Genomic DNA, 24,302 nt, shown 5'->3' with positions numbered 1-24,302 from the left:
CTAGCCGTGCTTTTCGCCGCAGTCGGCTTAGCCCTGGTGCTGGCCGGCTGTGGCGCACGCTGGGAACGCAGCCTGTCGGATGCGCGGCGTTTCGCCGCAGACCGCGGTTTTACACAGGTCCGGTTCGACGCCGGCGACTACCTGATCACCGGATTCCACAGCCAGGGCCGCGGGGACGACCTCGTGGTCTACATCCAGGGCGACGGCCGCCCCTACCTCTCCCGCTCCACGGTTTCACCCAACCCCACGCCGGACTTTCCCGTAGCCCTTGCCCTGGCCGTGCAGGACCCGGCTCCCAACGTCCTCTACCTCGGCCGGCCGTGCCAGTTCACCGGGCCGGAGCAGCCGGACTCGTGGCGCGAATGCGCGCCCGTGGACTGGACCCTGGGCCGCTACGGCCCGCAGATGATCTCCGCCATGAGCAGAGCTCTGGACCAGGCGCTCCGGCGATTCGGCGCCCGCCGGCTGCATCTGGTGGGGCATTCCGGCGGCGGCGCCATGGCCGCCCTGCTGGCGGCTTCGCAGAACGACGTCGCCTCGCTCATCACCGTGGCCGCCGACCTGGACCACCAGGCCTGGACGCGCCACCACGGTGTTACGCCGCTGGCAGACTCCCTGAATCCCGTGGACGCGGCCCCTGCGTTGCGCGCCATCCCCCAGATCCACTTCTGCGGCGAACAGGATGCGATTGTACCGCCCGCCACCACGGTGGCGTTCTTTCACGCGCTCGGAAATGCGCCGTGTCTGCAGATAGTGAATGTGTCGGGCATGGGCCACGGCCGCGACTGGATCGGCCCCTGGCGGACCCTGCTGGGCCATCGCAGCGCCCTGGCCTGCTTTCCGGACCCCGCAAGAATCCGCATTTTTCCTGAATGATCTTGTATTAACTCCCATGGTAGTCTAGTATATATGGACTTTCTCATCTTTATCCGACGCACAACATGACCGACGATCTACGCAAGCAAGCCATCGAAGTATTATCGAAGCAGAATCCGGACGGCGACTCGGCGGACACGGACAAATCTCTGTACGAGATGCGCGTCCACCAGATCGAGCTCGAGCTGCAGAACCAGGAGCTCGCCTCGCGCCAGGAAGAGCTGATCGTGCTGAAAGAAGAGTACGAGAATCTCTTCGAGGCAGCGCCCGGCGGCTATCTGGTGCTGGACGAATGCGGCGTCATCCTCAAGGCCAACCAGACCTCATCTGAGATGTTGCGCATGCCGCGCGGCAAGCTCATGCACAAGCCGTTCGTCGTCTACCTTGCCCCGCAGGACCACGTGAGCTTCTTCGGCGCGATCAAAGAGGCCGTGCTCGGCTCCCGCGACACGGTGCGCCGCCTGCGCATTCCCCGCAAGGACGGCGAGATAGCCTACATCCGGATGCAGCTCCGGCTGCTCAAGCGCGAGCCAAGGGTCGAGCTCATCGCCAGCATGACGGACGTGACCGACCTGGCCGTGGCGCAGCTCCGGCTGGAGGAAGCCGAGAAGCGCCAGCGCTCGATCATCCAGAACGCCGGACTGGGCATCGTGGTCATCGACAACCGCGGCTACCACATAGACGTGAACGAAACATTCTGCACCCTGACCGGCTTCACCCGCGAGGAGCTGCTGGACCAGGGCCCGCCGTTCCCCTACTGGCCGCGGAACATCCTCGATTCCCTGCGCATGGACCTCAGCCAGCTCCTCGCCCAGGGCAGCGCCCAGCTTGAGACCACGTTCCAGACCAAGGACGGCAGGGAGTTCCCGGCCTCCGTGACAGCCAGCTCCATCCTCAACCCGGGCGGTGCGCCCCGGGCGTTCATCTGCATCGTGCAGGACATCACCGAGCTGAAGGACGCAAACGAGAAGCTCGTGGCCGCCAAGGAGGCCGCAGAAAGCGCCGACCGCGCCAAGAGCCGGTTTCTGGCCAACATGAGCCATGAGATACGCACGCCTATCTCCGGCATCATGGGCATGCTCCAGCTCACCCTGAGCACCCGGCTGGACGACGAGCAGGCGAACTATCTGCATACGGCCATGGACTCGGCCAAGGGCCTGCTCACAGTCATCAACGACATTCTGGATTTCTCCAAGATCGAGGCCGGCAGGATGGAGATGCGCCGCGAGCCGGTGCATCTGAAGCAGCTGGTGCGCTCCGTGACGGACGCCTTTGCCAACCAGGCCGCCATGGGCCGCGTAGGGTTGAGCTACACCCTGGGCAACACGCTTCCCGATTGCATCGAAGGCGACGACGGCCGGCTGCGCCAGATCCTCAACAACCTCATCTCCAACGCCGTCAAGTTCTCGGAAAAAGGGGACGTGCGCGTGGGGCTGTGGGACCTGGGCTATGGCTCGGGCTCCGGAACCCGGCTGCTGCTCACGGTGGAGGACTCGGGCTGCGGCATCCCGGACGACGCCCTCACCCGAATATTCGATTCGTTCACCCAGGCGGACAACTCCTTCTCGCGCAAGCACCAGGGCTCCGGCCTCGGCCTGAACATCGTCCGCGGGCTGGTGCGCATGATGGACGGCAGCCTGTGCCTGGAAAGCGAGAGCGGCAAGGGCACGTCGATCTATGTTTCTCTGCCCGTACAGATCGTGCAGGAAAAGGAGAGCTGCACCGAGGAAAGCAAGCCTGCTGCGCCTGCGCAGCCCGTGGCCAACGGCCGCATCAGAATTCTCCTGGCCGAGGACAATCTGGTGAACCGCACCTTCGCCTCGCGGCTGCTGGGCAAGCTCGGCCACGACGTGACGGCCGTGGCCAACGGGTATGACGCGCTCCAGGCCCTGCGCGAGCAGCAGTTCGACTGTGTTTTCATGGACGTGCAGATGCCTGGGCTCGACGGCGTGGAAGCCACCCGCATGATCCGCGACGGCGAAGAGGGGCTGCCCAAAGACATCGCCATTGTCGCTATGACGGCCTACGCCATGAAAGGGGACAAGGAATGCTTCATCGACAGGGGCATGGACTTCTATCTGTCCAAGCCTCTGGACATGGACGAATTGCACTCCGTGCTGGCCAAGGTTCGCCAGGGCATGGAGAGCACCGGCTCCTGATCTGTTCCGGCGGCCTATCCGCCATGCATGTGGAGATCCCGATACGGCGAATTATTTGTGCGTCAGCCTCTCGAACTTGAACACGGCGCCGTCGAATTCGCCCTTGGGCCCCAGAATGGGCTTGCCCGAGACATCGACCTCCACGATTGATCCGTCCGGATGCAGGGCCACGGTGTCCTGCAAGAGGGGCTGCCCGTTCTTGCGGATGATGGCGAAGGGGTTCTCCTCGTCCGGCAGAGGCTTTCCTTCGACGTCCGTCATCCTGAGCCCGGCGTCGAAGAAGCTCATGCCGGTCAGCTCCGAGTGTTCCAGGCCGATCATCTGCTCGGCTTCGCTGTTCACGAAGCGGATGTCGCCTTCCGCAGTCACCATGATGGTCGCGGCCGGCGATGTCTCCAAGAGCTTGGTCAGCTCTTCATTGTGGTTGATAATCTGCCCTTTGGCCTCGTGCTGCTCCGTGATGTCGATCAGGGTGACGACGACGCCAGTGACCACCTTGCCGCCGGTGCGGTAAGGCAGAATTCGCACCAGATACCACAGACCGTCCCTGACCGTCGCTTCCACCTCCTTGGCCTTGGATCTGCGCAGCACTTCCTCCACATCCTTCTGGAACGAATCGTAGTTGGCGAACTCGTTGGAGATGTGGGCTATGGGCCGGCCCAGATCGGACTTGATGAGGTGGAACACCTTGGCCGAGGGCTGGGTGAACTTGCGCACGCACAGATCCACGTCGATAAACAGCGTGCCGATGTCCGTGGACGCCATGAGGTTGTCCATGTCGTCGTTGAGCTCCGTGAGCTCCCCAATTTTCTTCTGATACTCGGCGTTGACGGTAAGAAGCTCCTCGTTGACCGATTGCAGCTCCTCGTTGGTGGACTGCAGCTCCTCATTGGCGGCCAGGAGCTCCTCGTTGGTCGCCTGCAGCTCTTCGTTGGAGGTTTCCACCTCCTCCACCGTGGCCTGCAGGTTCTCTTTCGTCGTCTGCAGCTCCTGCTCCAGGTCCTCGATGCGTTTCTGCACATGCTCCTGCACGTTGTAGTCCACGACCTCGCCGTCATCCACGGCCTCTTCCGGTCCGCGCGTCCTGAATATCACGATGAACCGCGGATGCTCGCCACCCTCTCCCACCGGGCGGATGGACAGGTCCAGGCTGCTCTCCTCCTTCCCGTCCTTGTCGCGGATGACGACGTTCCGGTACTCCACCTTCGCGAAGTTCTTCATGGCGCGCTGGAGCCCGGTGGCCAGAGGGATGGACAGATCCTTCACGGCCATCTGGGTGATGTCCGTGTTCATCCGTCCCCGGGGCAGGTGCAGCACGTGGCTGACGTCGCCGAAGATGTGCAGGACGCTCCGCTCCTCGTCCACCAGAGCTGCCGGCGGCATGCAGGCCGAGATGACATCCTCGAGCACGGACTCCCCGAGCTTGCTCGCCCTGGGCTCCGGCATGCCGAGGGATGGGCGCTGCAGCTCCATCCGCCGCAGGGCATCGCTCGCTGTGGCTATCGTCTCCACAGTGTCCAGGCGCTCCCGGCTGCCCTGGTATTGCAGCAGCCGCCACTTCACGTCCACAGAGCTGAAGGCGCTGGACGCATCGCCCACGGTCTCGCTGGAGCCGAGGAACAGAAAGCCGTGCGACTTGAGCGAGAACTTGAAGTTGCTGAGCACCCGCTTCTGCATCGGCGTCTGCAGATAGATCAGAAGGTTGCGGCAGCTTATGAGGTCAGTGCGCGCAAACGGCGGATCTTTCAGAATATTGTGAAAGGCGAAGATAACCTTCTCGCGGATCTGCGGTTTTACCTGATAGCTCTCGCCCTTTTTGTGAAAGTACCTGGCAAGGCGCTCCATGGATATGTCGGCGACAATGGATTCCGGATAGATGCCGTAGGAAGCGAAGTCCAACGCATTCTTGTCGATATCCGTCGCGAATATCTTGATATCGCAGTGCACGCCATTTTCTTCGCAGTACTCTTCCAGGATGATGGCCAGACTGTACGCCTCCTCCCCTGTGGAGCAGCCGGCCGCCCACACGCGGACCGGATCGCCCCGCTTCCTGTCCTGAAAAATCACCGGCAGGATCTTCTGCTTGAGCACTTCGAACGCGTCTGGCTCGCGGAAGAATTTGGTCACGCCGATGAGAATCTCCCGGAACAAGGTCTGCACCTCGTTGGGCGATTCCTCCAGGAACCGGATATACTCCTCGGCCGTCTCGATCTGGTTGATGCCCATGCGGCGCTCGATGCGGCGGAGGATGGTGTTTGGCTTGTAGAAAGAGAAGTCGATGCTCGTCGTTGTCCGGATCATGCCCAGGATCTTGGCCACGGCGTCGTCGGAGTCCAGGACCTGCTGCTTGTCGCGAAACGCCAGAGTGTAGCGCCCGTGGGTGTAGTTCTGCAGCTCCAGGGGCATGCGCTCCGGAGAAAGCACATAGTCCACAATGCCGGTGCCCACTGCGGACCGCGGCATGCCGTCGAACTGCGCGCTCTCCTCGTCCTGGACCATGACCATGCCGCCGGCTTCCTTGATGGCCCGGATGCCGCGGGTTCCGTCCGTACCCGTGCCGGAGAGAATGACGCCCACGGCCTTCTCGCCTTGGTCCTCGGCCAACGATCGCAAGAAGATATCAATGGGCAGGTTCAGTCCCTCTTCCTGAGGAGCAAAGAAGAGCGTTCCATTGAAGATGATGAGGTTTTTCTTGGGCATATTCAGATAGATATGCCCGGGCTTCACCTGCATGCCGTCCTCGGCCTGCAGGATTTTGAACTCCGTATGCCGGTGCAACAGCTCCGGCATGAGGCTTTTATAGTCCGGCGAAAGGTGCTGCACGACCACGAACGCATAGTCCGTGCTCAGGGGCATGTTGTCGAAGAAGCTCTCCAGAGCCTCAAGCCCGCCCGCCGATGCGCCTATGCCGACAATATAGAACGAGGAGCCGGTCTTGCTCTCTTTCCCGGCCTGCTGGCCATCCTGCTGAATGTCCTCGCTGCTGCCTGGATCGTTTGATCCCATGGTGAACCTCAAATTTATGTTAATACAGCCAGATTCGCGGCTCGGGTAGATAGCAGGGAATTCCCTGCATATACCTCAGTACGTCGTTCCGTGATTGAATACAAGAACAGCCTGCGCCGGCTCGCAAATGGACGCATTCGTGTTGCCCGCGTTGCGACTTTGGCCTACCATTCCGCGATGATGACGCGATCGGCAATCCTTCTGGCCGCCTTCGGCTCCAGCGAACCCCAGGCCCACCGCATTCTTGCGCGGTTCGAGGCCAAGGTGCGCGAGGCGTTCCCCGGCCGCACTGTCCGCTGGGCGTTCACCTCGGGCCGCATCCGCGAGCGGCTGGCAGGTGAAGGAAAAAAGACCGACTCCGTGAGCAAAGCCCTGGCGCGCGTGGGCTTCGAACGCTTCGAGACCGTGGCCGTGCAGTCGCTGCACGTGATCCCGGGCAAGGAGTTCGAGGACCTGAAACGCGCCGTACGCGACGCCGAGGAAAACGGTCCCATCGCCCGGACCACCCTGGGCGCCCCCCTGCTCGCCGGGCCGGACGACGTGGAGGCCGCCGCCGCGGCGATTCTCCGCAACCTGCCGCCGGAACGCTCCCCGCACGAGGCCGTGCTGCTCATGGGCCACGGCACCTGGCACCAGGGAGACGCCGTGTACGACAGCCTGGCCGCCAGACTGGCCGAACAGGACCCCCTGGTGAAGCTCGGCACCCTGGAGGGCATCGATTCCCTGGAGCCCCTGCTGGACGCCCTGCGCCGCGACACGGTCAACACGGTCTGGCTCATTCCCCTGCTGGCCGTGGTGGGAGCCCACGTGCAACGCGACATGGCCGGCGACGGCCCGAACTCCTGGAAATCGCGCATCGAAGCCGCCGGCTTTGCCTGCAAACCCGTCATGCGCGGCGCCGTGGAAAACGAAGATCTCTCCGATATCTGGATCAGCCACCTGACCACGGCTGTGTCCGAGCTGGATTCGGATCAAGCCTCCGGCGGCCAGGGGAACACGGTTCCCCTGGACCCCTGATCTGGGTCCAGGGAGCAATGCTCCCTGGCAGGGTGACCGAGGGACAGCGTCCCTCGAACAACTCTTTCGTGCTCGCACTCAGCGCGAGTATGTGCCCATGAGCTGCGCCTTGCCCAGCACCGAGTCCTCGATGTCGTCGAGAACGGCCTGTTTGCCGGGCGGTTCGGCATAATCCAGCGTGCCGTCCACGGCGTAGAGCGTGAAGTAATAGCGGTGTGTGCCCGAAGGGGGGCACGGTCCGCCGTATCCCACCTTGCGGAAGTCGTTGCGGCCCTGGTTGCCGCCGCCCTCCAGAGCCGTGCCAAGGGCGATGCCTTCGCCCAGGCCGTCGATGTCCGGCGGCAGGTTGTAGACGATCCAGTGGTCGAACGTGCCGCCCGGCGCGTCCGGATCGTCGCAGATCAGCACCAGGCTCGTGGCTTTGTCCGGCACGCCGGACCACTCCAGAGCGGGCGAAATATCCTCGCCGTCGCACGTATGTCGAATGGGGATGGGCTTTCCGTTCTCGAACGCCGGGCTCGTCAGCTCAAACGCCATGGATCTATCCTCCACGTGGTTTCACGATCGTTCGTCTCGCAAGGCTCCTGATCAAGCGTACATCCCAGGATAGCACAGCGGCTCACCCGGACGGAAGGGGCGGCGGCCGAAACCAGGACGAATCGACAAACGCGATGCCAGCGGCGTTCTTATGGGAACGGGCTCGATAGCTGATGGGGACGGAAGGGAAGCGGTAAAACGGAAAGGATGGAGCGGCGCGAAAGGACGGCGTGAAAAAACCCGAGTACACCGTGCGATGGCGAGTGGAGATATTGGGGAGCAGGAGCTCTGTACGTTTATTCTCTTCCTCTGTCCGCCGTCACGCGTGCCCCAGGCTTTGGGGATTACAAACCATGATTGTTAATTTTTGTCAAGATTTTTTCTAAACTAATTCTAGCAAAAGCCCGATGTTGTGCACACACCCTGGTGCGAGAACAAGAAATCATTTTATATCACCGTATGATATCTACGCTTCTACGGCCTGGGCGTGCCTGAAAAAAATCTTCATCCACAGAGAATGCGCGGCAATGACAACAGACGAATCAGCCATGGTCGGCTTTGCTCTGTTTGAGCACGCTCTCGAGAACAGCCTTCAGTACCGAGAGATCCACCGGCTTGGAGATGTACTCATCCATGCCTGCGGCAAGGATCAAGTCTCTGTCGCCGTTCATCGCATACGCCGTCATGGCGATAATCGGGATGCCGGCCTTGTCGGCTCCGGCCTCCCCGCGCCGGATGGCCCGCGTTGCTTCCAGTCCGTCCATCAGCGGCATCCGCACATCCATCAAAATAACGTCCGGGATCTCCTCCCGCAGGACTTCCAGCAGTCGTTGGCCGTTTTCCACCACACACACCTCGTAGCCCATATGCTCCAGTTGCTTGCGGGCAGCGGTGCGGCTGATGGCGTCGTCCTCGGCGACGAGCACCTTGATCTTTTCCGGGCCGGGCTCCTCTTCCGCCAAACGATCATCCCTGACGGCCCCTGTCCTCTGGTCCAGCTCAAAGGGGATGGTGCAATAGATGGTCGTGCCCACACCGAGCTCGCTGTCCACGCAGATGGAGCCGCCCATAAGCTCGACCAGCCGCTTGCAGATCGAAAGCCCGAGACCGGCGCCTTCATGGTTGCGCTGGTGACCCTGGCTGCCTTGCGTAAACGGGTTGAATAGTATCTCAAGAGAGTTGTCCGAAATGCCGATGCCGGTATCCGCCACTGTGAACAGCAGACGCACGTGGCCTGGCGGGTGTACCGGCTGGGAAGATATGGACACGGCAACGCTCCCTGAAGCCGTAAACTTGAATGCGTTGCCTATGAAGTTGGCCAGCACCTGCTGTACTCTTGTCGCATCGCCCAGAACCCTGGTCCGTACATCCGGGTCAATGGAAGCGCTGAAAACTATACCTTTCTGACTGAATGCCGGCTTGAACAGCTCGACAGTCTGCTTCAGCACCCCAGAGATATCCAACGGCGATTTATTGACCTTCAGGTACCCTGCTTCTATTACGGATATATCCAGGATGTCTGAGAGCAGCAGCGTCAATCGCTCTGATGCCTGGAGAGCCATATCGACGGAGTTGCTTTGCTCCGGATTCAATTTAGAACTCCGAAGGAGCTGAAGCATGCCCACAACGCCGTTCATCGGTGTGCGTATCTCGTGGCTCATGTTTGCCAGAAATTCGGACTTTGCCCGGTTGGACGCCTCGGCCTGCTCTTTGGCCTGCAACAGGTTCGCTTCATATGTTTTCAGCTTTGTCACGTCAGCAACCTGTGACAGCAACGAAATCATCGCCCCATCTTCATCCATGAGTGACGAGTTGTACCACTGGCAATATATAATTGATTTATCTTTCCTATAGTTTCTATTTTCAACTGTATTGAATGTCGATCTCCCTTCGAAAAGATTGAGAAGCTCATTGGTTACATCTTCAATATCATCTTCATAAATAAACTCAAAATCATTCCAATTCTTGCCAATCACTTCCTCTTCAGTCCAACCGAACATCTCTTCCGCCTGCTTGGACCATTTCTTGATGTGCCTGCCATCTTCCCATTCAATAAGAGCCAATGGAGAGTTCGTTACATGGAATGACAGCCTCTTATGTGCTTCAGACAGCATGACTTTGGTTTTTCTCAGCTTATTGGCATACAGTGAAAGTATGACAAAGAAAACAGCGAGCAGCATGAACACAATCAACGCTGCGACCACTTCGATCCTATGCGTGCTCCAGATGCCCGGTGGCTTGTTCAGTATCTGGCTGTCTGGCGGCACCAAGGCATCGCTGATATGGTACTTGTTCAGTACGAGCTGATCGAAAGCGAACCGGTTCGCCTGGTCCCCTTCGATGATGGGTATGGAGCGCGGCGGCTCGCCGTTGATAAGCCGCAACGCCATGTGGCCGGCGATCCTGCCCTGCTCGAACTGCGAGATGATCTTGCCGCCGATGATGCCCTGGCCCAATCCGTGCGACCAAAGATGGAACAGGGGCGCCTTGGCGTGATCCAGTATCCACGCCAGCCCTTCCTCGAACGTCTTGGAAGCGCCGTTCTTGTCCCGGTACGCGGAGAGAAGCAGCAAGCCGCTCGACTCGGGGATGGACTCCAGCTCCTGCCCCAGCTCGTCCCAGGTCATGTCGGTCAGGTTGAGCACGGCAAGATTCCTGCCCGGATAGTGTGACTGCAAGCTGCGATATGTAGCGAGATCGCCCTGCCCGCTGGGCGTTTCATCGACGATCGCATACATCGTCTTGGCGTCCGGACGCAGCTTCCATATCAAGTCGATTGTTTCCTGCATGGAAACAGACTCGATGACCCCCGTGACCATCGGGTCCGTGACCATGGAGTGCGCCAGCGACTCGTTGTTGACGCCGCAAAATACGATCGGAGTGTCAGGAAAGAGCGTGTCTCGATGCTTCAGCGCAAAAGACAGCGCATTGTCGTCTGATGTGACAATGACGTCATATGGCGGCAGCTTGCCCAGCTTGAACTTCAAGAGCTCATAAAACAGCGTCAGATTCTCTGGTATGTTGAATCGCTTGCTGTCCATGAACTCGACATCAAGTTTCACACCAGCCGGTTTCAATACGGAGTTGAGCCCTTCAACTTGCCTGAAAAACGTCGGAAATCCTGGATGGTACGAGCTGATAAGCAGGACATTTCTGGCGGGAGCGGCTGCACAACATGGCGGTACCGCATGAGCTGCAATCTGCAGAAGCAGGAACAGCAACGCGCAGAGAGCTACACGAAGAGAAGTCGTTCGTTTGCCTGGAACCATCGTGATCGCTCCTTGAGCACTGTGGCAACGCAGGCACGCGACCGGATGTCACATGCATCTATGGCATAATCATACATCAATTACGCCGGAAAGCACCACCGTTGCCTGACACAAGTTTTCTTGCATAAGCACCCGGATTGCACTCGGTGTAATTTTATTTTCTGTATGCGATCACCGCATTCCTTGTCCAGAACGAAGCTGTGCCCGGCCAGTAGCTACGAGCCGGCTACAAGCTCCTGTATCCATTCCTGTCACTCTTTATTCCTGCATTATCAGCGTATTGCCAGCACATGAACAAATCTTCAGGTGCATACGGGTTGCCTATGAGCGCAAACAGTCTAGTTTGAGAAGATGCCGGAATCGCCCGCATCCGGCTTGAGGAGACGTACCATATGAGATCGACTGCTCTTTGCACCCGGCGTTTCACCCTTGGCTGCGTGTTCTGCCTGGCTCTGGCCTTCTTCGCCATCACTGCCGGCGTAAACGCCAGCCCGGCGCGCGCCGCCTGCCTTGACGATTTCTCCATCACCACCCACGCCCACACCCACGGCACCCTGGTGCAGGTGAATTACGACCATCCCATCTGGGGCTGGGTGGAGGCAGGCACCGTCGATTTCCTCGACAACGGCCGCATCCTGCTGACTCTCCGCGGCGAGGAAACCCGCGAGATTACGGACCTGCGCGAGGCCCTCAGCGCCCTTGCGGTCCAACGCGTCGGCAACCCGGCCCTGGGGCAACAGCTTGCCGCCCGCATCCAGCGGTACGCCGGCAGCTGACCCCCGCCGCTCCCATTCCATTTTTTCTGCATGGGCACGCTCGTTTTCCCCGGGCGCGCCCATGCCTGTTTCTATTGCATCGTTGCCGCTACGTGGCTCTCCCGTTTCCCATTGCGCACTCGCGCAGCTTCGTGCATCCGGCATGCACCGCGCCCGTCTCCAGCCCTCCCATCTTGCAAAACTTTGAATATTTTCGTGTGCGTATCCCCTTTTTCTTGGGGCTCGCCTATGCTATGATCCCTTCATGCAGACCGATCCTGCCAACCCCCTCCTGAGCCAGGACTCACCGGCAGAGCCTCGCTCGACGCGCCCCGCCGCCCCTCCGCCGGGCCGCAAACGCCTGGGCGAAATGCTCATGGAGGAAGGCCTGCTCACCACAGAGCAGCTCCAGAAGTCGCTGGAAGGCCAGAAGGTCCTCGGCATCAAGCTCGGCCAGTACCTCATCCAGAAGAACGTGGTGGACGAGAGCCACATCGTCCGCCTGCTGGCCAGGCAGCTCCGCGTGGGCCGTTACGACAAGGAGCGCTTCCCGCCTTCCACGGATATGGCCGAGGTCGTGCCGGAATCTCTGGCCCACCGCCATCTGCTCGTCCCGCTGGAACGCCACGGCTCCCTGCTCTGGCTGGCCATGATGGACCCCACGGACCTTGAGGCCATCGACATCGTGATGAAGACCTCCGGCTTTGACGTCGAGCCCGTCATTTGCACGGAGCAGGAGTACGTCAGCCACTTCTATGGCGTGTACGGCCGCATGCTCGAAGGCATCGCCGACGTGGAGGTGGAGCAGGAGCAGAGCATCACGGTGGAGGACTCCACCGTCACCATCAGTTCGCTGCAGTACATGGCCGAGGACGCGCCCGTGGTGAAGCTGGTGAACTCCGTGCTCGTCCAGGCCCTGGACCGCGGCGCCAGCGACATCCACATCCAGCCCAAGCACAAGGACGTGCTCCTGCGCTTCCGCGTGGACGGCAAGCTGGAAGAGGCCCCGGCCCCGCCCAAGGCCTTCTACCTGCCCTTTATCAGCCGCATCAAGCTGCTCTCTAATATGGACATCTCGGTCTCGCGCATCCCCCAGGACGGCCGCTTCACCTACCGCACCCGCGACACCGAGATCAGCGTGCGTACTTCCACCACGCCCACCATCTACGGCGAAAAGGTGGTCATGCGCCTGCTCAACCAGTCCAACGACGTCATGGACTTCACCGAGCTGGGCATGAGCGAACGCGAGGCCAAGATACTCAAAACCGCCACCCGCCGGCCCTACGGCATGATCCTCGCCACAGGCCCCACAGGCAGCGGTAAAACCACCCTGCTCTACTCCATCCTGAACCGCCTCAACACCATCGACGTGAACATCGTCACCCTGGAGGACCCGGTGGAGTACCGGGTGGACAACATCTGCCAGATCCAGCTCAACCGCAAAGCCGGCATGACCTTCGCCTCCGGCCTGCGCTCCGTGCTCCGCCAGGACCCGGACATCATCATGGTGGGCGAGATTCGCGACCTCGAAACCGCGGACATCGCCATCAAGTCCGCCCTCACCGGCCACAAGGTCCTTTCCACCCTGCATACCAACAACGCCGCGGACACCATCACCCGCATGGTGGAAATGGGCATCGAACCCTTCCTCGTGGCCTCCACCCTGCTCGTCTCCGTGGCCCAGCGCCTGGTGCGCCGCCTCTGCGACGACTGCGCCGAAGAAATCCCGGCCACGTCCAAGCACCTCAAGATCCTCGGCGTCAAACCGTCCGAGGGCCTGACCATCCGCAAGGCCGTGGGCTGCCCAAAGTGCGGCCGCTCCGGCTACAAAGGCCGCGTCGGCGTGTTCGAAATTCTGGAAGTGGACGAGAACGTCCAGGACATGATCATCAAGCGCGCCTCGGCCCACCAGATCCGCTCAGCCGCCGTGAAGGCCGGGACCCTGGTCACCCTCAAGCAGAACGCCGCCATCAAGGTCCTCGAAGGACGAACGTCCATCGAAGAGTACATGACCATCGCTTTTGAAATTTAAAAACGATCCGGAACCTGGGGTCTAGGAAAACAGGATCCTCTGAACGCTGGGGGCCACCCCGGCAGTGCAGTTCGTAAGTGTCCCTGCACCAACTCGGTTGATTACCCTGCCCATTAGATTTCCCTGAACAGAAAAATCCTGGGCCAAAATTGGGGGTCCAGGGGATTAAGTTCCCCTGGCCGCCGGAGGCGTCGTTCTCCCGCAGGGGGCGTGGGGGACAGAGTCCCCCATCACCCGAAAGCCTGACAAAACGCAGCCGTACTGCTAGCTCGCGCCTTTGGATTTGAGGTAGTTCCCCATCTCCTGATCGACCCTGCTGATGTGGTTGAGCCACCAGTCGGTCAGGTAGTCGAGCATCTCGGTGGAGAGCTCTTCTTCTTTGCCGTTGAGGTAGTCGAAGAGATATTCCACGGACTTGACGATAAAGTCGTCGTGCAGGGCTTTGTGCCCCTCGAAGGTGGGGTACTCGTACTGCTCCATGAGCTTCTGCTCTTCGGAGAAGTGGTACTGGGCGTAGTCGCTGATGGCGTTGACTATGGGCTGGAGGGCTTCGCGGTCCTTCCCGTCGGTGTGCGCCGCATACAGCTTGTTGATAAGGCCGGTGAGGTACTCATGCTGCTCGTCAATCGTGGCGATGCCGATGTGCAGTCTGGGGCTCCATTCGACTAGAGGCATATTCCGCTCCGGAAGCGGCCCGCGGGTCAACGGCCGCCGGAAGCCGCGCCCGGGCCATTGGGCGGTCCGGCATTGGTTGGCGGGTACAGAGTACCCTATTCGACGCTTCGGGAAAAGCCCGGATATCGGCCGCGTCCTACGCCAGCCGGCGGGCGCGGCGCTTGAACACCTGCGAGAGCGCATCCACCAGAAAAACCAGGGCCATGCCCCGTTCCGGCGGCTCCTGGCCCATGCGTTGCGCCATGGAGGCGGAGAGCCGCAGGGCGAGCGCTTCCTGCTGCTCCGCGCTCAGATCGTCGTAGCGGTCCAGGTACTGCTCGGCGGCCTGCAGCACCTTCTCGTCCAGCCGGGCGAGCTGCGCGCCGTCCAGGGGAAAACGGATGGCGTGCTGCGGTCTGGCCAGCAGCTCTTCGCGCACGCGGGAGAGCTTGCGCGGCTTGTCGCGCACCACCAGGGTGCCGGCCACCATGTCGCCCAGGCGTTGCGACTTGGGCGAGACCACCGGCACGATCCACAGCAGGGTGATCTGATCGATGATGCGGAAGATGTTGCGCAGAAAGATGCTGCCGGCGTCCAGGGTGAAGCCGCGGTCCTTGACCACGCGGATGTGGAGCCACTTCTTGCCGGGGGTGCGGCCGTCCATCATGTACTCGAACAGCCCGAAGTAGAGAAACGAGCTGAAGCCCATGAGTACGGAGTAGACAGCCCAGAAGACCATCTGCATGACCGGTCCGCTCTCCCAGGCCTCGCCCTGGCCCAGCATGTCCAGAAGCTTATCGAACACCGGGCCCAGGTACTCTCTCAGGAAGTCGGCCACCTCGCTCGTCATTATCCCCGCCGCAATAACGGCAACGAAAATGACAAACATAAGAATGGATAGTAGGAGAGAGTCGACGAACCACGCGATGAAGCGCGTGCCGAGACCGGCAGGCTCGTAGCTGACCTGCACGTTTTCCGGAGTTTCAAAGGTAACTGTCGGTCCGGCCATGATGGTTCGCCCGGCTAGGTTCGGATTGGTGTGGAACGCGCAGGGGCCCGGCGCCCGGCCGTCTCCAGCCAGAAAGTGACGAGGAGATGCACGTGGACGCGACAGAAAGCGGGATCGAGGCCCAGGATGTTCCGGAGCGGTTCGATCCCGCCGCTGATTCCCTACTCCGAAACAGGGCTTCGTGGCAAGAGCTTGAAACTTTGGTGAAAAAGGCCCGCAAGAAGGGCCCGGCGCGCATGACCGCGGACGAGCTTTCCCGGCTGGATGTGCTTTACCGCCGCACCACCACCCTGCTTGCCAGAGCCGCCACCCGCACCGAGGACCCGGCCCTCGTGGCCTACCTCAACGACCTTGCAGCGGCCGCCCACGGCGTCATCTACGCACCGCCCCAGCGCAAGCCCATCGCCGGCATCCTCTTCTTCCTGGCCACGGGCTTTCCCCGCGCCGTGGCGCGCACCTGGATCTTCCACCTCGTCTCCGCCGTCATCTTCATCGGCGGCGGCCTGTTCGGCTACTACGCCTCCAACGCCGACCCCATGGCCGCCTACGCCATCCTGCCGGCCCAGGAGACCAGGCTGCCCGGCACTCCGCGCGAGGAGTTGATCGAGTCCCTGCGCTCCGGCCGCGACCTGAGCAGCGAACACAAGGTCTTCTTCGCCTCGTTCCTCTTCCGCCACAACTTCACCATCGGCATCCTCTCATTCGCCGTGGGCATCCTGGCCGCAGTGCCCACCCTGCTGCTCATCATCTACAACGGCATGATGATCGGCGCGTTCAGCTATGTACACCTCAGCCAGGGCATACACGCGGAGTACTGGGCCTGGATACTGCCGCACGGCGTGCCCGAGCTCACGGCCATCATGCTCTGCGGCGGGGCCGGCCTTGCCCTGGGCGCAGCCGTGATCAACCCGGGCGGGGAGTCGCGCATCACAAAGCTCACCGCGGCCGGCAAGGAAGCGGCCAAAATCCTGCTGGGCGTGGGCATGCTGCTCTTCTTTGCCGCGATCATCGAGAGCTTTCTGCGCCAGAGCCACATGGAAACGTGGGAGCGCCTGGCCTTTGCCGGCTCCGTGGCCGTGGCCATGGCCGGCTACTTCGCCATGGGGTTCGTGTATGAGTGGCGGGAGAAGAAGGCCCGCCGGATGCAGGGCGTGTTGATGCCGGCAGCGGCTACAGCCGTCCCGACTCTCTGAGCTGCACGTAGCGGTTCACCAGGCTCACCGTGAGCTGCGAGGGCTCCACGTCCAGCACGTGCACGCCCAACCGGCGCAGCATGTGCAGCCCGCGCTCCCGTTCCTGCAGCAGCCTGCTGGCCACGGCCTGACGCGCCAGCCCGCGGTAGGAGTCCGTTGTCCGACGAAACGCCGTTTCGATGAGCGGCGTACGCAGCGCCGCAAAGACCACGAGGTGCCGCTTGGCCAGACGGTGCAATGCTTCCCGTAAGGAGCGGCTGCCGGCCTCGTCCACGATGTCCGAGAGCACGATGACCAGCGCGCGCTTGCGCTGCCTGGCCTGGAACTGCGCAAAGATGGAGGCGAAGTCGCTCTCCCGGAACAGGCACTCGGTGTCGTAGACGTTCTCCACAATGGCCCGGAACCCGGCCGGCCCCACCTGAGGCGGCAGGAACCCGCGCACCTGGCTGTCATAGATGGCCACACCGCACTTGTCGCCATGGTCGATGGCCGAACGGCAGAGCACCAGCCCGGCGTCCACGGCGCGATCCAGCTTGGTGCCCTCCCCTGTGTCGGAGCCCATCAACCGGCCGGCGTCCAGCACCACAAAGACCTCGCGGTTGAGCTCCAGCTGATAGCGGCGGACCATGATCCGTCCCGTGCGCGCCGTAGCGCGCCAGTCGATGTGCCGCTCCTCGTCTCCGCGCTCGTACGGCGTGATGGATTCGAAATCCAGCCCCTCGCCGCGCCAGCGCGTGGGCGTCTTGGCCTCGGGAGCTGTCAGCAGCCCGCGCATATCCTGAAAGCCCTCCCGCTCGGCCAGCGTTTCCGGGAAAACTCGCACTTCGGCCGTCGCGGCCACCTGCACCCGGCGCTCGGCAAACCCCAGCGGACCTGGAATGCGCAGCCAGACCGGCCCCAGCGTTACCTTGCCGCGCACGTCCACCACGGCTTGGGCGGTCAAGCGTTGCTGCTCCCCGGCCGGCAGCCTGAACCGCACTGTCCATAGCCCAGGCCGTCCGGGCCGGGACCCGTGCAGAACCCGGAACACCTCGGGTGCTTCCACCCGCACCGCGCCGGACACGGTACGTTCGCCCTCGTTGTGCAGGATCAGGGAGACGGAAAAGACGCGGCCGCGGCCCACCACGGCCGGCGCCTCCAGCATGGCCAGCACGTTCTCGGCCCGCCGCCGACCCAACACGGCATCCTCCGCAATGAGGCCGGTGACAAGCGCGACGCCCCACCAGACCACGGTATCCAGCCACGGCGCGGCAAACCCGGCCGCCGCAATGACGGCCAGCCCAAGCAGCGCGGCCACGGCGCGAACGCCTGGCCGTACTCCCCGCAAGGGGCGTATCACCGCGGGACCTCCACGCGGTCCAGGATCATGCCCAGCACGGAGTCGGCGTCGCCGCCTTCCAGCTCGGACGAGGGGCTGAGTACCACGCGGTGCCGCAGCCCGGCGCGGAACACGTACTTCACGTCGTCCGGGGTCACATAGTCGCGGTCCGAGAACCGCGCCACGGCTTTTGCCCCCATCAGGCACATCAGCGCCGCGCGCGGCGAGGCTCCCACCAGCAGGCTCTCGTCCTGCCGGGTGGCGGCGGCCAGCCGGCGCACATACCCCACCAGCTCCTCGCGCACGTATGTCTTGCGGATGATCTCCCTGGCCTGGAGCACGTGCTTGGCGCCGGCCACGGGGGTGATGCCCAGGTCCTGCAGGCGCTGGTGCGGGCTGCCCACGTGGTGCTCGGTCAGCATCCGCTCTTCGGCCTCGGCGTCCGGGTAGCCCACTATCACCTTGAACATGAAGCGGTCCTGCTGCGCCAAGGGCAAGGGGTACGTGCCCTCCTGGTCCACCGGGTTCTGCGTGGCGAACATCAGGAATGGCTCGGGCAGCGGATGGGTCACGCCGTCGTGGGTTACGCCGTACTCCTGCATGGCCTCCAGCAGCGCGGCCTGAGTCTTGGCCGAGGCGCGGTTGATCTCATCGGCCAGCAGGAAGTTCGTGAAGATGGGCCCGCGCTTGAACTCGAACTCCTTGATGTCCTCGCGGTAGATGGACGTGCCGGTGATGTCGCCGGGCAGCTTGTCCGGGGTCATCTGCACCCGGCCGAAGGCGAGCTGCAGTGTGGCGGCCAGCGCCTTGACCAGCAGCGTCTTGGCCGTGCCGGGAACGCCTTCCAGAAGGACGTGCCCTCCGGACAGCAGCGCCGCGAGCGAGTAGTCCACGGCCTCTTCCTGGCCGAAGACGACCTTGCCCACCTCCTGCTGGATGCGGTCGCGTAGTTGCTTCACAGACACTTGTATATACCTCTTTTGGGATGCTTTCTTAATGCTCGCCAGTGTCTACTCCTCTGGGCACTGGATACTCCAACAATAAACACCACTTCACGACCTAATATTCTCGATGTTGTGGCGACCTGCTGTTCCACGCACACAACGCGGGACGGACCGAAAGTTGGTTGCGCAAGGAAAGTGAATCAATCTTGTATCTGCCGCCAGTTAACCCCCATGGCCGCTGCGATCTTCTTCAATGTGGTCGGCCTGGGGTTGGCGCCCACGGCCTCCATCTGTGCGTAGGCGGCGCGGGATATGCCCATCCGCTCTGCAAGACCTGCTTGAGTCAGGCCGAGGTGCTCGCGCCAGGCGCGGATGATCGAGCAGCCCTGCGTCTCCTCGATCTTGATGACCGCATGTGGGATGGTTACCTCGTCGTCCAGCTCGGCAGCGGCCCCAAACCGCTCCACAAAAACGTCCCAGGGGATGACGGCGTATAAAGGCTCGCCGTCCGGTCCCCGCAGCACCTGATGCTCAATCGGTTCGCCCTTAATAGGTTCGTTCATCGCGCTTTTTGACCTCCTCAATTCGAATGATGCGGACCTCGCCGCCTTCATGGGTCGTGAACAAAACCCGGTAACGGCCCACGCGCAGCCTGTACCCTTCTCGGTTTTGCAGGCTTTTGATGTCCTGATGCGTATCCGGCCACATGGTCAGGCCCTCGACAGCTTCCAGGATGCGCGGACGCTGTGCAGCGTCAATACGGCGAAACTGGCGGCGTGCTCGGGTGGTCCATTCGATATCGTTCATTTCTTATGTAAGTTTCTAGAAAGTTTTTTGCAAGTTTGAATTGAATTTTTCTCAAAAATGCCTCCGAATACACGGCGCTCCTGAATCTGGAAGTGGGTACAACAACCGCGCATGACAAACGCCCCGGAGACACAGGAAAATGTTGTTTTTCCCTTGGATATATAAATAAAATCAAGCTTTTACCTGTTATACAAAAAACTTCACAGACATCGGGTCAACTCCCTGGCCGCGGCAACGAGCCTCTTCACCGAGGGCTTACGCCGGGCGGCCAACGTTTCCAGTTCATGAACAGCGGATTGCAACCGTTCCGCGCCCTCCGGGTCGCGCCGGGCCATGGCCCTGGACACGGCCTCCAGATCCTCTTCGCCGTATCCCAGGCGATAGCGCCGGCCCAGCCACCACAGCACGCCCGCCTTGAGCTCCTGCGCGAGGAACGACTGCTTTTCACCGCGCAAGAACAGCCCGGACATGGCCTCCAGATACTCCTCCACACTGCGCCGCGTGGGCACGATGGCCGGTAGCGGCGGTCCCAGCCGCGAACCGCTGCGCCAGCACCACAGCCCGGCGGCAAGAATCAGCGCCAGAGCCACCAGACCGTACGGCCGCCGCGTGAGCAGCCAGACAGGCCGACCGCGCACCGTGAGGCCGTGGAAAAACTCGTCGAACACCACTTCGCCGCGCTGCCCATCATAATGAGCCAGCGGTCCCAGCGCCGTGTACGCATTGCCGGGCCTGGCCAGCAACCCATTGGCCAGGAGCAGCGGATCGGCCACCACTACGACAAGCCCCTTGCCCTTGCGATACGCCGCAGCCAGGTACGCGGTGGTTCCGTTGTGCGCCTCGAATGCCAGCACGCCGTCCGGCTCCGGCTCCCCTTCGGCCGGCGGCAGCAGGCACTGCGTCTCATCGGCTATGGAGACCTGCTCCAGCCCCTGCCAGAGCGAGCCCAGCTCCCCTTCCGGTGTCACCGTCCGGGTCAGGGTCCGCTCCATGCGCGCGTCCAGATCCAGGGTGCGCAGGAAGCGCCTGTAATCGTACCAGTCGTACTCGCGCTTTTTCTTGTCGATGCCTTGCGCCGCCAGGATTATCGGTTCTTCCGCCGGAGCATTCAGGGCTGTCGTGTTCGGGTCCGGCGGCGGTTTGCGTATGGGACGTGGACTCTCGGGCGCATCCTCTGTGGCGTTGCCGGACTCCGCTTCCGACGGCTCATCCTGCCCCAGGTTCTTGCGCCGCATCTCCTCCTTGGACTTCTCCCATTGCTCCCGCTTCTCACGCAACCTCTCGCGATACCCCTCGATCTTCTCCCGCTCCCGCGCCATGGCCCCTGCATAGTCGGTCACACCTAGCCGCGTCACGGCAATGCCCATACGCTTGAGCGGCTCCAGGGCGTGGAAGCGCTTGGCCTGCCGCTCCTTCATCTCTTCGCGCCATTTTTTCAGTCGCTCTGCCTTGGCCGTGGCGTTCTCCGCCTCTGTGGTTGCGTTGGCGTCGTGCGATGTGGCGTTTCCGGACTCCGCAGTCGCATTTGAGCTCTGAGCCGTGGCGTTGCCCCCGGCCGTGGCGTTCTGCCCGGCGGACGCTTCATCCTCCTCGTCCTCGCAGTGGCACGGCTGGTAGAAGTACGCCTCCGGATCGAAGACCGGCGCGAAGATCACGGCGCCGCCGGACTCCACCCATTCGCCGAGCCGTTCGAGCTGGCGCTCGTCGCGGGAGACCCACATGGGGTCCGGCCGCCAGAGCACAAGCCAGCCGTCCTTTCCAGCCGCGGCCATGGCCGCGTGCGGTGGTGCGAACCCGCGCTCCACGTTGAACCCGGCCTGCTCCACGGTCTCGTACAGCGCGCGCAGCCCGTGGGGCTCCACGCCAAAGGTATCGTAGCCGCGGCCCTCGTGGGTTTCGGGCTGGAGCATGGAAAGCAGCATGCCTGTCAGGCAGATGATGGCCAGGACAATGGCCGCGATGATGACCCGTTCCGGTTTGAACATGGCGCTCTATCCGGAGGCCTAGCCGGCCGGAAGCGTTTGGGCCTGATGCGCCTGGGCCTGGTGTTCGCGGTTAGACGATTTCGCGAGCTTGCGCAGGCTCGTGTAGGCGGCCGCGCCTTCGCTGTGCTCGCTCTTGCCGATGGGCTCGCCGGCGTACCATTTCTCCAGCAGCCCCACGAGCTTTGCCAGGGGCGCATGGGCCGGCTCCTTCTCGTAGCGGCGCAGGTACTCACGGTTGGTGTAGGCAGGCTGGAACGGCCGGTCGTCGCGCATCTCCAGGCGCAGCACCCCGGCCTTGAACAAAAGGCTGAGGGAGAGGAAGTAGTCGCCTGTGTCGGCCGCCGCGCGGGCGCGTTTTTCCAGGAGATCCGGCCCCTCCTCCGCCGCCTCGGCCCAGGAAAGGGCTCCGATGCGCTGACGTTCCCGCAGCGCCTGGCGGAAGGTGAGCGCGATGTGCGCGATAAGCGCGATGAGCAGCAGCGTGAGACCACCCACGAGGAGCCAGTACAAGAACGGGCTCGCCTCGTGGACGTGGGTACCGAACTCGATCAACCAGCGAAAAATCTTGGCAATGAACCGGCTCACGGGCTCCAGCAGGTCGGCCAGCCATGTTGCGATAGCGCTTTTCCCAGCTTCCTTGCCGAGCTCGAAATGCTCGCGGGAGAGCACGGTCTCGGCAAGCTGCCGCGCCGTCTCCGGCGTCATGGTTCCACTTGCCGCCATGCGCCGTTATTCCGCTTCCTCTGCCAGGAGCACGAGGTCGAAATTCTCGTGTTTGCAGCGGTTGGAGAAGTAGAACATGGTCCAGACCGAGGTGGTGTACACGTAGATGGCCACCTGCAGGGCGATGCTCAGCACGATGGCCACGGGCACGAAGGGGATGAGGTTGGCCGCCGTACCAATGATGTTGCTGACCACGCCCAGCAACAGAAGCAGGATAAAGGCCCGGCCGTAGGTCCCTTTCATAAGGAACGCGCTGCGGCCCAGGGCCTCGCGGCCGGCCACCCCTTCGAGGATGACGATCTTGAGCGCCAGGAAGTAGCGTAGAAAAACCATGATCGCGGCGAGGAACAGCCCCACGATAAGCACGAAGGAGATCAGGCCGCCCACCAGGCCGCCTGCAATCAGCGAAATCCCGCCCATGGCCAGCGCTACCAATATGCCGCCGACAAACAAAATGCCGATGAAGATGAGCGCGATGAGCAGCGCGGTCTTGAGCAGGGCCCACCAGCGCGAGAAGCAGTAGCGCAGGGCCTCGCGCGGGGCCACCGGGTTGTCCAGGTAGCTGCTGGCCGTGACAAATGTGATGGCGCCTTCGGAGATGATGGTGGTGAGATACCAGAGGATGCCGAGCACAGACACGGCCGCGAAGAAAGGCGCCATGGTGGCGAACATGACCGTGGGGTCGGGCATGGCCCCTGTGGCGTTGAACATCAGAAGCTGCTTGTACATGGGCAGCAAACCGCCCAGCAGTACGGCCACGGTGATGATCGTGACCGGCAGGAACGCCAGCACCGCCACGATGAGCATCGACTTGTAGTTGTCCTTGAACACGTTGAACGCGACGTCAAGCAACTGCCCCACGCCGAACTCACCTACCCGGTACTGCATGGCTTCCCTCCATGGCTACGCCGTTGCTTCCGTGGGTTGGAATACCCACCTACTGCACCGCTATGTAGGCTAAAACACACTCATTGTAAAACCGCACGGCGGTTTGTGACCGTTTGGAGGCGGCTACACATCGCGGCAACGCGCACAGGGGGATCGCCATCGCCGTTCCCTTACTCCCCCGCCTCCTCGGCCAGAAGCACCAGGTCGAAGTTCTCGTGCTTGCAGCGGTTGGAGAAGTAGAGAATGGTGCCTACGATGGCTCCGAACATGTAGAGATTGATGTTCACGGCCAGGCGAACGAACAAGGCGACTGGTTCATACGGAATGAGCGACATTCCATATCCAATGACTGCGCCACCAATGAACAGTATCAGAACGATAACAAAGCCTTTCCAGTATACGCCGCGCATCAGATTCGCACTACGCGACAATGCTTTTCGTCCGGATATCCCTTCGAGCATCACTATATTCGACCCAAGAAGATAGCGTAAATATATGAATGCCATGACCACTAAAAACAGCACGCCTACTGCAGCCATGATCACAGCTTGCAAAACATTCCCTACTGATCTTGTTATCAACATATTGAGAGCAAAAATGGCCACCCCAAAAAGAACCATAACGCCAAACATCAGCAGCATCACCATCAGGGATGTTTTCAGCACGGGCCACCAACGCGACAGCGTGTGCCGTATAGCAACGAGTGGGCGCATAGGTGTATCCAGGTAATAACTTGCGCTGATGATGTATAAGACGCCGCACATCAACACGGCATTCACATAGCCTAAGAATGCAGTCACCATTGAGAGCAGGACAGTTGGAGCCATGGCCTCGATCATGACTCTGGTAGACGTACCCGGCGTATGCAGCTCGGGAATCTGATCGATCCGGGGCACAAAATTGCCAAGCGTGGTTACCACGACCAGCAGCATATACGGCAGCAAGGTCAGCGCCGCCGCCGTTGCGATCGGTTTGTAGTTGTCCTTGAACACATTGAACGACACATCGAACACCTCGCCAACACCCATTTCTCCAACCCGGTATTGCATGGTCCCCTTCCCTTATTCTTCTGGTGCGACTGAATTACCCATCCGAATGTGTCATGACAGCATGCCAGGCTACGATAGACG

The 24,302-nt window shown here is 61.7% G+C and carries 19 protein-coding genes; 6 read left to right on the top strand and 13 right to left on the bottom strand.

Features of this window, described 5'->3' with window-relative positions:
* The first annotated feature begins 6 nt into the window (after positions 1 to 6).
* Together E8L03_RS00320 and E8L03_RS00315 are read left to right on the top strand one after the other, a co-directional pair.
* A complete protein-coding gene (locus E8L03_RS00320; protein WP_171266242.1) occupies positions 7 to 876 on the top strand; it encodes an alpha/beta fold hydrolase in 870 nt (289 codons plus the stop codon).
* A gap of 65 nt (positions 877 to 941) precedes the next feature.
* On the top strand, positions 942 to 3,035 hold the full coding sequence (locus tag E8L03_RS00315; RefSeq protein WP_171266241.1) for a PAS domain S-box protein: 2,094 nt from the start codon (positions 942 to 944) through the stop codon (positions 3,033 to 3,035).
* Between the two features lie 51 nt (positions 3,036 to 3,086).
* On the opposite strand, the gene E8L03_RS00310 is transcribed toward E8L03_RS00315, so the two are convergent.
* Positions 3,087 to 6,041, bottom strand: a complete 2,955-nt coding sequence (locus E8L03_RS00310; RefSeq protein ID WP_171266240.1) for a chemotaxis protein CheB — start codon at positions 6,039 to 6,041, stop codon at positions 3,087 to 3,089.
* A gap of 180 nt (positions 6,042 to 6,221) precedes the next feature.
* Here E8L03_RS00310 and E8L03_RS00305 point away from each other — a divergent pair, with 180 nt between their 5' ends.
* Positions 6,222 to 7,058: a sirohydrochlorin cobaltochelatase gene (locus tag E8L03_RS00305; protein ID WP_244963611.1), complete on the top strand. Its 837-nt coding sequence runs from the start codon at positions 6,222 to 6,224 to the stop codon at positions 7,056 to 7,058.
* A gap of 78 nt (positions 7,059 to 7,136) precedes the next feature.
* Here the strand turns inward: E8L03_RS00305 and E8L03_RS00300 are convergent, their stop codons facing one another.
* Together E8L03_RS00300 and E8L03_RS00295 are read right to left on the bottom strand one after the other, a co-directional pair.
* Positions 7,137 to 7,595, bottom strand: coding sequence for a YbhB/YbcL family Raf kinase inhibitor-like protein (locus tag E8L03_RS00300; RefSeq protein WP_171266238.1), 459 nt, complete (start codon positions 7,593 to 7,595; stop codon positions 7,137 to 7,139).
* 542 nt (positions 7,596 to 8,137) lie between these two features.
* Positions 8,138 to 10,864, bottom strand: a complete 2,727-nt coding sequence (locus E8L03_RS00295; protein ID WP_171266237.1) for an ABC transporter substrate binding protein — start codon at positions 10,862 to 10,864, stop codon at positions 8,138 to 8,140.
* A gap of 392 nt (positions 10,865 to 11,256) precedes the next feature.
* Here E8L03_RS00295 and E8L03_RS00290 point away from each other — a divergent pair, with 392 nt between their 5' ends.
* Complete coding sequence (locus E8L03_RS00290) at positions 11,257 to 11,640, top strand: hypothetical protein (RefSeq protein WP_144304961.1); 384 nt, start codon at positions 11,257 to 11,259, stop codon at positions 11,638 to 11,640.
* A gap of 244 nt (positions 11,641 to 11,884) precedes the next feature.
* Entirely contained in the window at positions 11,885 to 13,651 is a 1,767-nt protein-coding gene (locus E8L03_RS00285) for a GspE/PulE family protein (RefSeq protein WP_144304962.1), read from the top strand.
* Positions 13,652 to 13,915: 264 nt separating this feature from the next.
* On the opposite strand, the gene E8L03_RS00280 is transcribed toward E8L03_RS00285, so the two are convergent.
* Together E8L03_RS00280 and E8L03_RS00275 are read right to left on the bottom strand one after the other, a co-directional pair.
* Positions 13,916 to 14,326 carry a bacteriohemerythrin gene (locus tag E8L03_RS00280; RefSeq protein WP_144304963.1) on the bottom strand — a complete coding sequence of 137 codons (411 nt, stop codon included), beginning with the start codon at positions 14,324 to 14,326 and terminating at the stop codon, positions 13,916 to 13,918.
* 136 nt (positions 14,327 to 14,462) lie between these two features.
* Positions 14,463 to 15,314, bottom strand: a complete 852-nt coding sequence (locus tag E8L03_RS00275; protein ID WP_144304964.1) for an RDD family protein — start codon at positions 15,312 to 15,314, stop codon at positions 14,463 to 14,465.
* A 92-nt stretch (positions 15,315 to 15,406) separates the two neighbouring features.
* Here E8L03_RS00275 and E8L03_RS00270 point away from each other — a divergent pair, with 92 nt between their 5' ends.
* On the top strand, positions 15,407 to 16,507 hold the full coding sequence (locus E8L03_RS00270; protein WP_171266236.1) for a stage II sporulation protein M: 1,101 nt from the start codon (positions 15,407 to 15,409) through the stop codon (positions 16,505 to 16,507).
* Here E8L03_RS00270 and E8L03_RS00265 read toward each other — a convergent pair.
* From E8L03_RS00265 to E8L03_RS00230, 8 genes are all read right to left on the bottom strand, one after another.
* Positions 16,485 to 17,804, bottom strand: coding sequence for a DUF58 domain-containing protein (locus E8L03_RS00265; protein ID WP_171266235.1), 1,320 nt, complete (start codon positions 17,802 to 17,804; stop codon positions 16,485 to 16,487). The genes E8L03_RS00270 and E8L03_RS00265 overlap by 23 nt on opposite strands.
* A gap of 38 nt (positions 17,805 to 17,842) precedes the next feature.
* Entirely contained in the window at positions 17,843 to 18,784 is a 942-nt protein-coding gene (locus E8L03_RS00260; RefSeq protein ID WP_216367921.1) for an AAA family ATPase, read from the bottom strand.
* Between the two features lie 185 nt (positions 18,785 to 18,969).
* Positions 18,970 to 19,332 carry a helix-turn-helix domain-containing protein gene (locus E8L03_RS00255; RefSeq protein ID WP_144304968.1) on the bottom strand — a complete coding sequence of 121 codons (363 nt, stop codon included), beginning with the start codon at positions 19,330 to 19,332 and terminating at the stop codon, positions 18,970 to 18,972.
* Positions 19,316 to 19,576 (bottom strand): type II toxin-antitoxin system RelE family toxin, encoded by a 261-nt coding sequence (locus E8L03_RS00250; protein WP_171266233.1) that lies wholly within the window; start codon positions 19,574 to 19,576, stop codon positions 19,316 to 19,318. The genes E8L03_RS00255 and E8L03_RS00250 overlap by 17 nt, the downstream gene beginning before the upstream one ends.
* Positions 19,577 to 19,776: 200 nt before the next feature.
* Positions 19,777 to 21,561 (bottom strand): DUF4350 domain-containing protein, encoded by a 1,785-nt coding sequence (locus tag E8L03_RS00245; RefSeq protein ID WP_171266232.1) that lies wholly within the window; start codon positions 21,559 to 21,561, stop codon positions 19,777 to 19,779.
* 18 nt (positions 21,562 to 21,579) lie between these two features.
* Positions 21,580 to 22,284: a hypothetical protein gene (locus E8L03_RS00240; RefSeq protein ID WP_171266231.1), complete on the bottom strand. Its 705-nt coding sequence runs from the start codon at positions 22,282 to 22,284 to the stop codon at positions 21,580 to 21,582.
* A gap of 6 nt (positions 22,285 to 22,290) precedes the next feature.
* Positions 22,291 to 23,172 carry a hypothetical protein gene (locus E8L03_RS00235; RefSeq protein ID WP_171266230.1) on the bottom strand — a complete coding sequence of 294 codons (882 nt, stop codon included), beginning with the start codon at positions 23,170 to 23,172 and terminating at the stop codon, positions 22,291 to 22,293.
* Positions 23,173 to 23,342: 170 nt separating this feature from the next.
* Entirely contained in the window at positions 23,343 to 24,221 is an 879-nt protein-coding gene (locus E8L03_RS00230; RefSeq protein ID WP_144304972.1) for a hypothetical protein, read from the bottom strand.
* Positions 24,222 to 24,302 lie beyond the last annotated feature (81 nt).

The sequence above is a fragment of the Oceanidesulfovibrio marinus genome, from assembly GCF_013085545.1.
Taxonomy (GTDB): domain Bacteria; phylum Desulfobacterota; class Desulfovibrionia; order Desulfovibrionales; family Desulfovibrionaceae; genus Oceanidesulfovibrio; species Oceanidesulfovibrio marinus.
Note: the sequence above shows the minus strand (reverse complement) of the source record. Positions and strands in the feature narration are given on the sequence as shown.

Bases quoted from the DNA above. Each gene is read 5' to 3' on its own strand.
- E8L03_RS00315 (WP_171266241.1), top strand. From the start codon at position 942: ATGACCGACGATCTACGCAAGCAAGCCATCGAAGTATTATCGAAGCAG.
- E8L03_RS00310 (WP_171266240.1), bottom strand. From the start codon at position 6,041: ATGGGATCAAACGATCCAGGCAGCAGCGAGGACATTCAGCAGGATGGC.
- E8L03_RS00305 (WP_244963611.1), top strand. From the start codon at position 6,222: ATGACGCGATCGGCAATCCTTCTGGCCGCCTTCGGCTCCAGCGAACCC.
- E8L03_RS00300 (WP_171266238.1), bottom strand. From the start codon at position 7,595: ATGGCGTTTGAGCTGACGAGCCCGGCGTTCGAGAACGGAAAGCCCATC.
- E8L03_RS00295 (WP_171266237.1), bottom strand. From the start codon at position 10,864: ATGGTTCCAGGCAAACGAACGACTTCTCTTCGTGTAGCTCTCTGCGCG.
- E8L03_RS00290 (WP_144304961.1), top strand. From the start codon at position 11,257: ATGAGATCGACTGCTCTTTGCACCCGGCGTTTCACCCTTGGCTGCGTG.
- E8L03_RS00285 (WP_144304962.1), top strand. From the start codon at position 11,885: ATGCAGACCGATCCTGCCAACCCCCTCCTGAGCCAGGACTCACCGGCA.
- E8L03_RS00280 (WP_144304963.1), bottom strand. From the start codon at position 14,326: ATGCCTCTAGTCGAATGGAGCCCCAGACTGCACATCGGCATCGCCACG.
- E8L03_RS00275 (WP_144304964.1), bottom strand. From the start codon at position 15,314: ATGGCCGGACCGACAGTTACCTTTGAAACTCCGGAAAACGTGCAGGTC.
- E8L03_RS00255 (WP_144304968.1), bottom strand. From the start codon at position 19,332: ATGAACGAACCTATTAAGGGCGAACCGATTGAGCATCAGGTGCTGCGG.
- E8L03_RS00250 (WP_171266233.1), bottom strand. From the start codon at position 19,576: ATGAACGATATCGAATGGACCACCCGAGCACGCCGCCAGTTTCGCCGT.
- E8L03_RS00245 (WP_171266232.1), bottom strand. From the start codon at position 21,561: ATGTTCAAACCGGAACGGGTCATCATCGCGGCCATTGTCCTGGCCATC.
- E8L03_RS00240 (WP_171266231.1), bottom strand. From the start codon at position 22,284: ATGGCGGCAAGTGGAACCATGACGCCGGAGACGGCGCGGCAGCTTGCC.
- E8L03_RS00235 (WP_171266230.1), bottom strand. From the start codon at position 23,172: ATGCAGTACCGGGTAGGTGAGTTCGGCGTGGGGCAGTTGCTTGACGTC.
- E8L03_RS00230 (WP_144304972.1), bottom strand. From the start codon at position 24,221: ATGCAATACCGGGTTGGAGAAATGGGTGTTGGCGAGGTGTTCGATGTG.